This is a genomic window from Tenacibaculum sp. 190130A14a (assembly GCF_964048965.1).
Lineage (GTDB): Bacteria > Bacteroidota > Bacteroidia > Flavobacteriales > Flavobacteriaceae > Polaribacter > Polaribacter polynesiense.
In genome coordinates this window covers 729,059-741,093 of sequence record NZ_OZ040189.1, presented here as the reverse complement: position 1 = coordinate 741,093, position 12,035 = coordinate 729,059, and the positions used below count along the sequence as shown (strand labels likewise).

Genomic DNA, 12,035 nt, shown 5'->3' with positions numbered 1-12,035 from the left:
TTTTATGTATATAATTTAAATTTACTATACCGGAACTACTTCTTGTGCTTTAAATGCCATAGCAAAAGCGACAACACTTACCACTATTCCAATAGCAAAAACGGTATATGTAATTCGTAATAATTTATACTTTCTATTCAATACCAATCCTAAGAAGTATAAATCTTTTGTCAACGAGCCGTATAAATAATCACGATCTTTCATCATTTCATCCATTGCCCACTCAAAATCTGGCAAATTCATTTGGTGAAAATTACCAAAGAATAACAAATTCACTTTTTTATTAGCCACATCTTCTTTTGTAAACTTACCTTGAGTAACATTTGGTCTTGTTGACAATACTGAAAGTATAATCGATACAACAGTAAAAGCTACGAAAATTAATGACGGAATAATTAAATAATGATTTGAAGGATTATCTAATTTCGGTAATAGATTAGATAAAGCTAAAGACATTATAATAGCGTTAACCGAAAGTAAAATATTGGCTTTTGTATCGGCAATATCACTTAACGTAATATGATTTCTTAGCGCTACTCTAAACATGGTTTCAATTCCTCGCTCAGGTAATTCTATCTTATTCTTTTTTAGCTTTAACTCCTCTTTCTTTTGCTTTATCTTATTGGTATCCTGTTTTATTTTTTTCTGTTCTTTTAATAACTGTACTAAGTTTTTCCCTTTTACTTTATCCCATTTTTTTGATGCAGTATCCGAATAAAAACGATGTTGTGTAGTTAAAAAGTTAATGTTTTCTTCTATCCAATCATTATCACTCACGACCCTATTCTGCGTCAACTCCCACTCTCTTCGTAAAAGTTCAGAATACTCTGCATAGTTCTTACCTCCTATATGAGAACAATCGGCGTCTTTAAGTAATTTTTCAGATTCTGTTTGAGGAACTACACTCATTTTTGTAGCTTCAATCAATTTAGAAACCTTTTGAATTCTATCTTCAGAAAGTCCTTTTTCTTTTAAAAACTTAGAAGCTTTTTCAATACTCGCATCTTCATGGTTCTCCATAGAACTGATATATCCTATATCATGAAACCAAGCCGCCATTATTAAATTCTCGGCCTCTTCTCCTTCTACTTTAGCATCTACAATCAATTCCTTAGTTTTCTCAACAACTCGCTGTGTATGTGCAATATTGTGATATAAAAATTTAGAATCTAAATTTTCATTTAACTCATGAATAACGAATGCTTCTATCTCCGTGAATAACGCTTCCATATAAATGTTTTTTGCTAAATTAACATAAATTTATCGAATGTATTAGTAGCTATAATTTCGTAAGCTTTACAATACCTATCGACAAAACTAAAAAAAACATAAATTAGTATATTCAAAGTACAAAAAACATATTATGCTTACTTGGAAAGACATTATACACTTTGCCGTAAACGGCAATCCTAAACCAGATAAAAGAGTAGAAAAAACCACAGAAGAATGGAAAGCTCTACTTACTCCTGAAGAGTATCAAATTACACGCTTAAAAGGAACAGAAAGACCTTTTAGTGGAGAGCATTGCTCTACCTTTTCTTTAGGAAAATACAACTGTACTTGTTGTAACACTCCATTATTTGACTCTAGTATTAAGTTTGAATCTAGTTCTGGTTGGCCAAGTTTTACACAACCTATAAAGCAAAATGCCGTACAATACGAAAAAGACACCACTCACGGAATGGTGCGAGTAGAAATATTATGCAATACCTGTGATGCACATTTAGGACATGTGTTTCCAGATGGTCCAGAACCAAGCGGACTTCGTTTTTGCGTAAATTCATTATCTATAAAATTAGAAAACAATGACTAAACAAATAGCTACAGTTGGTGGTGGATGCTTTTGGTGTACAGAAGCTATTTTTCAGGAAGTACAAGGAGTTGAAAAAGTAGTATCAGGATATACAGGAGGGAATGCTCCTGGCAAACCAACGTATAGAGAAGTGTGTTCTGGATTAACAGGACATGCCGAGGTTGTTCAAATAACATACGATGCTAATATTATCTCTTATGAAGAAATACTTACGATTTTTATTACCACTCACGATCCGACCACTCTGAATAGACAAGGAGCAGATGTGGGAACGCAATATCGTTCTTCTATTTTTTATAATAATAAACAGCAAAAAGAGATTGCTGCAAAGGTTATTGAAACATTACAACCTTATTTTGACAATCCTATTGTAACTACCTTAGAAGAACTTACAATTTTTTATTCTGCAGAAGAATATCATCAAGATTATTACAATCAAAACAAAGAGCAAAACTATTGCAATTTTGTAATTACTCCTAAACTTGCCAAGTTTAGAAAAATGTATGCCGATAAGTTGAAAAAATAACTGTCATGAATATTCTACTAAGAAAAACTATTGAAGACGATTTAACTATACTTTTCATAAATCAAACAGACAACGAAGCAAATTATTTAGCCGCCTTTACTCCCAAAGACCCAACAGATAAAGAGGCGTATATGACAAAGTGGAAAAAATTATTGAAAGATAATGATGTTCATATGCAAACTATAGTATTCGAAAATGAAGTAATTGGATCGGTTGTAAAATATGTTATGTTTGGAGAGGCTGAAATAACTTATCAAATTAGTAAAGCATTTTGGGGAAAAGGGATAACTACCAAAGCTGTGAACCTATTTCTAAAGCAAGAACACACAAGACCTTTGTTTGGAAGAGTGGCATTTGACAATTATGGGTCTCAGAAGGTTTTAGAAAAAACTGGTTTTGTTAAAATAGGAACCGATAAGGGTTTTGCTAACGCCAGAAATAAAGAAATAGAAGAATATATTTATCAATTATCTTAGATGAAAATTAAGCTTTACGGTGCAGATCGCTGTCATAAAACACAATACTATATGCAATTTTTAAAAGATCGTAATTTAAAATTTGATTTTTTAGATGTTGAAAAAAATGAGCTATTTGCACAAGAGCTTCGTAATTTATATGAAAATAAAAGGCTCAATTTCCCGACCATAACAATTGGTAAGAAAAAGCTAAGAAATCCGACAGATAAAGAACTAATCAAATGGTTAGAAAAACTTAAACAACCTTAAACCATCTTATCAATGAGAAGTTCTAAACTAAGCATCATAAACAACAAAGGATATAAACTACAAGCACATCTAGAACTTCCCGAAAATGAATCTCCAAAACATTATGCAATTTTTGCTCATTGCTTTACCTGTAGTAGTACATTAAATGCTGTTAGAAATATTAGCCGCGCATTAACAAAATATGGCTTTGGAGTTATTCGATTTGATTTTACTGGTTTAGGAAGAAGTGAAGGAAACTTTTCAGAAAGCTATTTCTCTGCTAATGTTGATGATTTAGTTTCTGTAAATGAATACATTACACAACATTACAAAGCCCCTAGCTTATTAATTGGCCATTCCTTAGGAGGTGCAGCTGTTATTGTTGCTGCTTCCAAACTTTCAAATATAAAAGCAGTAACCACCATTGGAGCCCCTGCTGATGTGAGTCATGTGAAACACCTATTTTCTCATGGTATTGAGGAAGTAAAACGAAAAGGTGAAGTAGAAATTAATATTGGAGGACGACCTTTTAAAATTAACAATGAATTCGTAGAAGATTTTGACAAAACCAACTTAACTGAAATTGTCCAAAATCTTCGAAAACCAATTCTCATATTCCATTCTCCAATTGATACTATTGTGAGCATTCATAACGCTCAAGAACTTTATATAAACGCACATCACCCTAAAAGTTTTATCAGTTTAGATACTGCAGATCATTTACTAACAAACCCTCAAGATAGTATATACACAGGTAATATTATAGGAACCTGGGTACAACGATATTTCCCTAATGAAGTTTAATATTTAAAAACGCAATTATGAATATAATAGAAAGTATCAAAAATTATTTCACAGCAAAAGAACAAGGAGATACTACCATGAAAGCTCCTGAAGGTACGTGCCCGAATTGTTGGGGAAAACAAGAATGGGAAGGTGAATATTATAAAAAAATTAAAGCCAACAACATTACTCCAGAGCATAATACTTATAACAATTTTGTGCACGAAGTAGCTTCTAAGTTAGATAAAATCATACTTAAAGAAGACATCTTAATCTGCGAAACCTGTAATGTTTCTTATAAAAGTTAAATTATGACCTATGCTGATTTTAGAAATTCCCAAAACTTCTTCAACACCCCGGAAGGAAAAATAGCCTATATAGATATAGGGAATAAAGATGACAAAGTAATTCTACTACTTCATGGAATCCCTACTTCTGGTTGGTTATACCGAAAAATGATCGCTATTCTTAGTGCTAAAGATTATCGCATCATTGCTCCAGACATGTTAGGTTTTGGAAACAGTGATTCCCCTGAAGGTTACCATGTATATGAAGAACCTAAACAAGCTCAACGTTTGTTAGATTTAATGGATCATTTAGAAATCAATTCTTGGTCTCATGTGTTTCATGATGTTGGTGGTTTGTGGACCTGGGAATTACTAAAATTAGCTCCACATCGAGTACAGCATTTAATTATTTTAAACACCATTATTTACGAAGAAGGATTTGTTCCGCCAATGCGATTTGGTAAAAACCTATTTACCAAACTCGTGATGGCTTTGTATGCATTTAAATTCACCAATAAACTATTGATAAAGAATTTGTTTAAAATGGGGTTATTACACAATAACCTTAGTCAAAATGATTTAGAAGGATATCAAAAGCCATTGTTGGAAGGAAAGAACAAAGCAATGTATTATTTCTTTTCTAGAACTTGTCATAATTTACCTAGTTATAAAAAGCTATTACCAACATTAAATATTCCTACTTTAGTCTTGTGGGGAAATCAAGATGATTTTTTAAAATGGAAACCTCAAGAGCATTTAGTAAGCAAGGATTTAAACATTGCCCCTGAGAATATTCATATATTAAATGCAAAACATTTTGTTCAAGAAGAAAAGTCTAAAGAAATTTGTAATTTCATTCTAGCATTTATAAAATAAAAATGAAGCTTAACATCCAAGATACTTTTAACAAAGAATTACCTGCCGATAAAATCTTAGAGAACTCACGCAGACAGGTATTAGACGCCTGTTTTTCATACGTGACTCCTAAAAAAACAAGCAACCCAAAATTGATACATGTTTCCGAAGAAATGCTATCAGCAATTGGTATTTCTAAAGAAGAAGCGCAATCGGAAGTCTTTTTAAAAGTATTTACTGGAAATGAAGTTTTAGAAAACACACATCCGTATGCCATGTGTTATGGCGGACATCAATTTGGAAATTGGGCAGGACAGTTAGGAGATGGAAGAGCTATCAATTTAACCGAAGTTGTTCACAACAACCAACGCTGGGCACTACAATTAAAAGGAGCTGGTGAAACTCCATATTCAAGAACAGCAGACGGATTAGCAGTACTACGCTCATCAATCAGAGAATATTTATGTAGTGAGGCTATGTATCATCTTGGAGTACCAACTACAAGAGCCTTATCACTTTCTTTATCTGGTGATGAAGTTTTAAGAGATGTGATGTATAACGGAAATCCAGCCTATGAAAAAGGAGCCATTGTATGTAGAGCTTCTCAAAGTTTTATTCGCTTTGGAAACTTTCAAATTCTGGCGGCTCGCAAACAACATTTAATTTTAAAACAATTAACCGATTATACCATTCAGCATTTTTATGCAGATATTACTTCGGAAGGAAAAGAAAAATACCTCGACTTCTTTACAGAAGTTCGTAATAGAACTATAGACATGATTATTCATTGGCAACGTGTAGGTTTTGTACATGGGGTTATGAATACCGATAATATGTCTATACTCGGACAAACAATCGATTACGGTCCATACGGATGGTTAGAAGGTTATGACTTAGGTTGGACTCCTAATACCACCGATGCTCAATTTAAAAGATACCGATATGGAAACCAAGGCTATATTGGTCTTTGGAATTTATTTCAATTGGCCAATGCCTTATACCCTTTAATTGAAGAAGCCGAACCTTTGCAAGAAATTCTAAATGAATATAATACTATTTATGAAGAAAAATATCTTACAATGAAAAAAGGCAAGTTAGGATTAATAGCTTCTAAAAAAGATGACAAAGAGCTAATTGGTAGATTGGAAGAAACACTACAACTATCAGAAACTGACATGACTATTTTCTATAGAAACTTATCCAATATTTCTTCGGAAGATAGCTTTGAAACAGCTTTTGATAAAATTAAAGATGCCTTTTACACACCAAACGAAATCTCTGAAGAAATCAAAACACATTGGAAAGATTGGTTCGATAGATATTTAAATAGACTACAAGAAGAACCTCTTTCAGACCCTGAAAGAAAACAACAAATGGATTTAGTAAATCCAAAATATGTTTTACGAAATTATATGGCGCAATTGGCTATTGATAAAGCAGATAAAGGAGACTACAGCCTCATTGAAGAATTCTACCAACTTCTAAAAAGCCCTTACAATGAGCAACCAAAATATCAACAATGGTTTGCCAAACGACCTGAATGGGCACGACACAAAGTAGGATGCTCTATGTTGAGTTGTAGCTCATAAAACTACATCAGTAAAATATATACAAGCTTCCGTAAAATGTATACATCGGCACTCTAAAGCTGCTATAATTTTGCATCGTAAATGTTTGATAACTAAAACCATAAAAACTAAACACGATGAAAAAAATAGCATTAATCACAGGAGCAAGTAGCGGAATAGGAAAAGAACTAGCGCATATTCATGCAGCAAAAGGAGGAAGTTTAATTATAGTAGCAAGAAGAAAAGAAAAACTAGAAGAATTAAAAACAGCTTTAGAAGTTAAATACGATATTAGAGTCATTACTATTGTAAAAGATTTAAGTCAACCCAATGCTGCCAAAGAATTATACAATGAGGTTAAAGAAAAAGGCTTTGAAGTAGAGTATTTAATTAACAACGCTGGATTTGGTCTAAGAGGAAAATTTCATGAATTACCTTGGGATCGTCAATTACAAATGATCAACCTAAACATGGTTTCCTTAACAGAGCTTACCTATCTATTCTTACCTGAAATGGTAAAACATAATTGTGGTAAAATATTAAACACCTCATCAACAGCATCCTTTATGCCTGGCCCATTACAAGCTATTTATTTTGCTACCAAAGCCTATGTAACCTTCTTTGGAAACGCTATTGCAGAAGAATTACATGACACCAATATTACCGTAACTACCTTAATGCCTGGGGCTACAGAAACTGAATTTGCCAAAACCTCAGGAATGGATAAAACGGGCTTATTTGAAAAAACCGTTACGGCTCGTTCAGTTGCAGAAGATGGGTACAACGCCATGGAACAAGGAAAGCTTGATGTGGTATCTGGATTAACCTTTGCACAAAACTTAATGATGAAATCAATCCCTTTTACTCCAAAAAGAACCTTACTTAAGCAAATTCGTAAAATGCAAGAAGTTTCTTAAGCAGAATAATACGTAAATTTATAAAACTAATAGTTGATCATTACATAATTCAATGAAAGAAATTATTCATATAAAATCGATTACTGAAATTAACAAAACCTTTGGGGTATCTGCCCCAAAACATCCCTTAATAACAATTATGTGGGCAAAGGATTTCCCTGATTTCAGTCAGTATTACGGTATTAAATATAATTCAGATTTATTCTCAATTTCTCTAAAAGAAGGAATCGAAGGGGTTTTAGGATACGGACGTAACAACTACGATTTTGAAGATGGAACTATGGTATTTTCAAAACCTAATCAAGTATTGTCTATTGAAGAGAAAAAAGTAGCTGAAGATGCTAAAGGTTGGACTATAATTTTTCATCCTGATTTAATTCGTAAATCAGAATTAGGAAGAAATATAAACTCCTATTCTTTTTTCGATTATGAAGTACATGAAGCCTTACATCTTTCAGAAGATGAAAAAGCAACCTTAACCGATTTGGTTAAAAAAATTGAATTAGAGATCAATCAAAATATTGATAAGCACAGCCAAAAATTAATCATCTCCACGCTTGAGTTAATCTTAGACTATTGTAATCGTTATTATGACCGTCAGTTTTATGTGCGTACCAACTTACATCAAGACCATGTAACGGAATTTGAAACCTTATTACGTAACTACTTTACTTCTGACAAACCTACAACTTTAGGATTACCTTCCGTAAAATATTGCGGAGAGCAACTCAACATGTCTCCAAATTACTTGAGTGATTTACTAAAAAAAGAAACTGGTAAAAGTGCAAAGGATCATATTTACGCCTTTGTAGTGAATAGAGCTAAAAATAAACTCTTAGGCACCACAGATTCTGTAAGTGAAATTGCCTATGATCTAGGCTTTGAATATCCTCAACACTTTAGCAAACTATTTAAAAAACAAACCGGAACAAGTCCAGCAAAATATCGTTCTCAAAACTAAAAACACATAGAATTGGTTTACAAACTGTAATATGTATACAACAATCTGTAAAATGCATACATTCTTTGTTATAGAACGCAGCTATTTTTGTACTATAAATTAAACAACAATGAAAGTTATTATTACCGGTTCTACAGGAATGGTAGGAAAAGGAATTTTGTTAGAATGTTTAGAACAACCAAATATTGAGAAAGTTTTGGTAATCAATCGTTCTTCTTTAAACATGGAGCATTCAAAACTAGAAGAGCTTTTATTAAGCGATTTTACACAAGTTGCTAGCCTAAAAGAAAAACTAGTTGGATATGATGCTTGTTTTTTTGCAATGGGAATCTCTTCCGTAGGAATGAATGAGGAAAAATACACCAGTATTACTTTCAATACTGTCAAAGCATTTGCTGATGTTTTGTTTGAATCAAATCCGAATATGGTTTTTAACTATATTTCAGGAGCTGGAACAGATAGTTCAGAAAAGGGACGCAGTATGTGGGCACGTGTAAAAGGAAAAACAGAAAATTACGTGCTCAACAAAGGGTTTAAAGATGCGTATGCTTTTCGCCCAGGAGCTATTATTCCTGAAAAAGGAATCAAATCAAGAACCAACTGGTATAGTGTTATTTATATCATACTGACTCCTTTTTTCGGTTTGATGAAAAAATCGAAAAATATTACCACCACTACTAAAATTGGGCTGGCGATGATTCATACCTTAAATCACTCGCAAACCTTAAAACATCTAGAAAATAAAGACATCAATGTATTAGCTGAAAAGCAATCATAAATCATGAAAAAAATCTTAAAAAAAATGACAATAGCGGTTATTTCTATAATTGCAGTTTTTATAATTGCCTATCAGTTAGTAGTTAACTTTTATCCAAGTTTTGGAGGTAATGTAACTAAAAAAGCATATCAAGGGTATGCTAGTTCCGCACAATATGACAACGGAAAATTCCGAAATGCAGATGCGAATGTGCCTAAAGATTTCAGTTTTGGTGACATGTTAAAAATGTCGCGTAAATTCTTCTTTACAACTGTTGAAAATGGGCGCCCAAAAGATGATTTACAAGTTCAAAAAATAGATTCGGCAAACGTAGCTGATTATAAAGGAGAAACTCGATTAATTTGGTACGGACATTCGGCGTTCTTACTTCAAATGGATGGAAAAAACATTTTGCTAGATCCAATGTTTGGTGAGGTAGCCGCTCCATTAACATTTTTAGGAGAAAAACGTTTTAACAAACAAATGCCCCTAGAAATTGAAAAGCTTCCACATATAGATGCCGTTGTAATTTCACACGATCATTACGATCATTTAGACTATGAAAGTATTGAAAAGCTAAAATCGAAAGTAGCACACTATTTTGTGCCCTTAGCAGTTGGGGTACATTTAAAAGCATGGGGAATTCCTGAAGAAAAAATCACAGAGTTAGATTGGTGGCAAGAAACCACCTACAAAAACATTCAATTGGTATGTACTCCATCTCAGCACTTTTCAGGTAGAAAAATGAACAACCGCCAGAGTACTTTATGGAGTTCTTGGGTGATCAAATCAGCCTCAAGCAATATCTTTTTTAGTGGCGATAGTGGTTACGGAAAGCACTTTACAGCAATAGGTGAAAAATATGGTCCGTTCGATTTTGCTATGTTAGAATGTGGACAGTACAACGAAATGTGGCCAGATATACATATGTTTCCAGAAGAAACGGCACAAGCTGGCGTAGATGTACAAGCGAAAACTATTATGCCAATTCATTGGGGCTCTTTTAAACTTGCCATGCATTCATGGACAGATCCAATTGAACGTGCAACAAAAAAAGCTAAGGAATTAAACCTTCCATTAATTACTCCTAAAATTGGTGAACCTATAATTTTAAAAGATAGTATGAAAACCTATAGCACTTGGTGGAATAACCAATAAAAAACTTTTTTGTAAATTGTTCTCATATGACGCACGAATTTAAAGATATTCTTACCCAAGCAGCCATTAACCAAAGGAATGGTATTCAAAATGTTTTAGCTACTGTTGTTGATTTAGATGGTTCTTCTTATAGAAAACCAGGCGTTCGAATGCTGCTTTCTTCCGACGGAAAAATGGTAGGAGCAGTGAGTGGAGGTTGTGTAGAAAAAGAAGTGCAACGAAGAGCACAATCCGTTTTTAAATCAGGAGTTTCTAAAATAATGACCTATGATGGTCGCTATCGATTGGGTTGTGAAGGAATTCTTTATATTTTGCTAGAATCGTTTACAGTTAGTACAGCTTTGATTGATTCCTTTTCTGAAAGCTTAGAGAAGAGACTTCCTTTTGTTATTGAATCTTTCTATCAAAAAGAAGATGAAATTGAAGGTAATTTTGGATCAATTGTACGTTTTCAAAACAATCAAAACGTTTCTTTTTCAGATACCTTCAATCCAAAGAACTTTCACGAAATACAAGTATTTCAACAAACTTTACAACCTTTATTTCGTTTATTAATTGTAGGTGGTGAACACGATGCAGTAAAACTTTGTTCGCAAGCCAGTCAATTAGGGTGGATTGTAGATGTTGTTAGTTCTGTCAAAGATCCTAAACAACTATCTGATTTTCCGCATGCAAATTCCGTGACGGCACAAACACCCGAAACCATTGTTCTTGATCATATAAATGAACATACCGCAGTGGTTATTATGAATCATAATTTTACTTACGATTTACGTTGGTTGGTAAAACTTCAAGAATACAACCCGATATATATTGGAATATTAGGTGCTGCAAAACGTAGAGAACGATTGTTAAATGAATTATTTGATTTTGCACCAGAAGTTTCAGATACTTTTTTAGAAAAAATACATACCCCAGCGGGTTTAAATATTGGAGCTGAAACCCCAGAGGAAATTGCTCTATCAATTTTAGCAGAAGTATTATCGGTAGTTCGAAAAAAAGAAGTATTTTCATTAAAGAAAATTACTGGACGAATCCATAGTTAAATTTTAGCCATAAAATAAACATAAAACACTCATCCGCCTCCCATTGAGATGACAACAAATAAGATGCAAAATACTGCAATTATCATATTAGCAGCAGGAAGTGCTTCTAGAATGGGAGCCATCAAACAGTTACTTCCTTATAAAAATACCACACTATTAGGCTGGGCTATTCAAAATGCAGTACAGTCAAATGCAAAAGCAACTTTTTGTGTTTTGGGCGCAAATGCTACGCAAATTATTGAAGAAATTAAACAATCATCAATTCCCATCATAATCAACGCTGAATACAAAGATGGCTTAAGTTCAAGTATTGCTTCAGGAATAGAGCATATTGAAAACCGGAGTTTTGATCATGTTTTAATTATGTTGGCAGATCAACCCAATGTAAATACTGATTACCTGAATACATTACTTAACACCTCTCAAGAACATCCCCATAACATTATTGCTTCTGACTATGGGAAAAATGTAGGAGTTCCTGCTATTTTTCCGAAAGCATATTTTCAAAACTTAACTAAACTCAAAGGTGACAAAGGAGCTAAGTTATTTTTACAACATCATCTTTCAGAAGTAATGAAAATAAAAACTATCGACTTAATTGATATCGATACAAAAGAAGAATATCAAAGACTGATAAATTAATTATAAAACCTGCTGTTT

The 12,035-nt window shown here is 33.1% G+C and carries 15 protein-coding genes; 14 read left to right on the top strand and 1 reads right to left on the bottom strand.

The window, feature by feature from the left end; genetic code table 11:
• Positions 1 to 24: 24 nt before the first annotated feature.
• On the bottom strand, positions 25 to 1,230 hold the full coding sequence (locus ABNT22_RS03650) for a Pycsar system effector family protein (RefSeq protein WP_348716649.1): 1,206 nt from the start codon (positions 1,228 to 1,230) through the stop codon (positions 25 to 27).
• A gap of 133 nt (positions 1,231 to 1,363) precedes the next feature.
• On the opposite strand from ABNT22_RS03650, the gene msrB reads away from it, so the two are divergent.
• From msrB to ABNT22_RS03580, 14 genes are all read left to right on the top strand, one after another.
• Entirely contained in the window at positions 1,364 to 1,813 is a 450-nt protein-coding gene (gene msrB, locus ABNT22_RS03645) for a peptide-methionine (R)-S-oxide reductase MsrB (RefSeq protein ID WP_348716647.1), read from the top strand.
• Positions 1,806 to 2,339 carry a peptide-methionine (S)-S-oxide reductase MsrA gene (gene msrA, locus ABNT22_RS03640; protein ID WP_348716646.1) on the top strand — a complete coding sequence of 178 codons (534 nt, stop codon included), beginning with the start codon at positions 1,806 to 1,808 and terminating at the stop codon, positions 2,337 to 2,339. The genes msrB and msrA overlap by 8 nt, the downstream gene beginning before the upstream one ends.
• A gap of 5 nt (positions 2,340 to 2,344) precedes the next feature.
• Positions 2,345 to 2,815: a GNAT family N-acetyltransferase gene (locus ABNT22_RS03635; protein WP_348716644.1), complete on the top strand. Its 471-nt coding sequence runs from the start codon at positions 2,345 to 2,347 to the stop codon at positions 2,813 to 2,815.
• Positions 2,816 to 3,064, top strand: a complete 249-nt coding sequence (locus ABNT22_RS03630; protein ID WP_348716642.1) for a glutaredoxin family protein — start codon at positions 2,816 to 2,818, stop codon at positions 3,062 to 3,064.
• Between the two features lie 12 nt (positions 3,065 to 3,076).
• The gene (locus ABNT22_RS03625; RefSeq protein ID WP_348716640.1) at positions 3,077 to 3,847 is read left to right on the top strand and encodes an alpha/beta hydrolase family protein; all 771 of its coding nucleotides are present in this window, start codon (positions 3,077 to 3,079) and stop codon (positions 3,845 to 3,847) included.
• A 17-nt stretch (positions 3,848 to 3,864) separates the two neighbouring features.
• A complete protein-coding gene (locus tag ABNT22_RS03620) occupies positions 3,865 to 4,134 on the top strand; it encodes a hypothetical protein (RefSeq protein WP_348716639.1) in 270 nt (89 codons plus the stop codon).
• Positions 4,135 to 4,137: 3 nt separating this feature from the next.
• On the top strand, positions 4,138 to 4,989 hold the full coding sequence (locus tag ABNT22_RS03615; protein WP_348716637.1) for an alpha/beta hydrolase: 852 nt from the start codon (positions 4,138 to 4,140) through the stop codon (positions 4,987 to 4,989).
• Between the two features lie 2 nt (positions 4,990 to 4,991).
• Positions 4,992 to 6,557, top strand: coding sequence for a protein adenylyltransferase SelO (locus ABNT22_RS03610; protein ID WP_348716636.1), 1,566 nt, complete (start codon positions 4,992 to 4,994; stop codon positions 6,555 to 6,557).
• Between the two features lie 116 nt (positions 6,558 to 6,673).
• Complete coding sequence (locus ABNT22_RS03605; protein WP_348716634.1) at positions 6,674 to 7,453, top strand: SDR family oxidoreductase; 780 nt, start codon at positions 6,674 to 6,676, stop codon at positions 7,451 to 7,453.
• Between the two features lie 52 nt (positions 7,454 to 7,505).
• Positions 7,506 to 8,414 carry a helix-turn-helix domain-containing protein gene (locus tag ABNT22_RS03600; RefSeq protein ID WP_348716633.1) on the top strand — a complete coding sequence of 303 codons (909 nt, stop codon included), beginning with the start codon at positions 7,506 to 7,508 and terminating at the stop codon, positions 8,412 to 8,414.
• 109 nt (positions 8,415 to 8,523) lie between these two features.
• Complete coding sequence (locus ABNT22_RS03595; RefSeq protein WP_348716631.1) at positions 8,524 to 9,192, top strand: NAD-dependent epimerase/dehydratase family protein; 669 nt, start codon at positions 8,524 to 8,526, stop codon at positions 9,190 to 9,192.
• 3 nt (positions 9,193 to 9,195) lie between these two features.
• A complete protein-coding gene (locus ABNT22_RS03590) occupies positions 9,196 to 10,329 on the top strand; it encodes an MBL fold metallo-hydrolase (RefSeq protein WP_348716629.1) in 1,134 nt (377 codons plus the stop codon).
• A 26-nt stretch (positions 10,330 to 10,355) separates the two neighbouring features.
• Positions 10,356 to 11,375: an XdhC family protein gene (locus ABNT22_RS03585; RefSeq protein ID WP_348716628.1), complete on the top strand. Its 1,020-nt coding sequence runs from the start codon at positions 10,356 to 10,358 to the stop codon at positions 11,373 to 11,375.
• A 63-nt stretch (positions 11,376 to 11,438) separates the two neighbouring features.
• Positions 11,439 to 12,017: a nucleotidyltransferase family protein gene (locus ABNT22_RS03580; protein WP_348716626.1), complete on the top strand. Its 579-nt coding sequence runs from the start codon at positions 11,439 to 11,441 to the stop codon at positions 12,015 to 12,017.
• Positions 12,018 to 12,035 lie beyond the last annotated feature (18 nt).

Excerpts from the sequence above, each read along its gene's own strand:
- ABNT22_RS03625 (WP_348716640.1), top strand. The coding sequence starts at position 3,077 with ATGAGAAGTTCTAAACTAAGCATCATAAACAACAAAGGATATAAACTA.
- msrB (WP_348716647.1), top strand. The coding sequence starts at position 1,364 with ATGCTTACTTGGAAAGACATTATACACTTTGCCGTAAACGGCAATCCT.
- ABNT22_RS03650 (WP_348716649.1), bottom strand. The coding sequence starts at position 1,230 with ATGGAAGCGTTATTCACGGAGATAGAAGCATTCGTTATTCATGAGTTA.
- msrA (WP_348716646.1), top strand. The coding sequence starts at position 1,806 with ATGACTAAACAAATAGCTACAGTTGGTGGTGGATGCTTTTGGTGTACA.
- ABNT22_RS03615 (WP_348716637.1), top strand. The coding sequence starts at position 4,138 with ATGACCTATGCTGATTTTAGAAATTCCCAAAACTTCTTCAACACCCCG.
- ABNT22_RS03635 (WP_348716644.1), top strand. The coding sequence starts at position 2,345 with ATGAATATTCTACTAAGAAAAACTATTGAAGACGATTTAACTATACTT.
- ABNT22_RS03610 (WP_348716636.1), top strand. The coding sequence starts at position 4,992 with ATGAAGCTTAACATCCAAGATACTTTTAACAAAGAATTACCTGCCGAT.
- ABNT22_RS03630 (WP_348716642.1), top strand. The coding sequence starts at position 2,816 with ATGAAAATTAAGCTTTACGGTGCAGATCGCTGTCATAAAACACAATAC.
- ABNT22_RS03590 (WP_348716629.1), top strand. The coding sequence starts at position 9,196 with ATGAAAAAAATCTTAAAAAAAATGACAATAGCGGTTATTTCTATAATT.
- ABNT22_RS03580 (WP_348716626.1), top strand. The coding sequence starts at position 11,439 with ATGCAAAATACTGCAATTATCATATTAGCAGCAGGAAGTGCTTCTAGA.
- ABNT22_RS03585 (WP_348716628.1), top strand. The coding sequence starts at position 10,356 with ATGACGCACGAATTTAAAGATATTCTTACCCAAGCAGCCATTAACCAA.
- ABNT22_RS03620 (WP_348716639.1), top strand. The coding sequence starts at position 3,865 with ATGAATATAATAGAAAGTATCAAAAATTATTTCACAGCAAAAGAACAA.
- ABNT22_RS03605 (WP_348716634.1), top strand. The coding sequence starts at position 6,674 with ATGAAAAAAATAGCATTAATCACAGGAGCAAGTAGCGGAATAGGAAAA.
- ABNT22_RS03595 (WP_348716631.1), top strand. The coding sequence starts at position 8,524 with ATGAAAGTTATTATTACCGGTTCTACAGGAATGGTAGGAAAAGGAATT.
- ABNT22_RS03600 (WP_348716633.1), top strand. The coding sequence starts at position 7,506 with ATGAAAGAAATTATTCATATAAAATCGATTACTGAAATTAACAAAACC.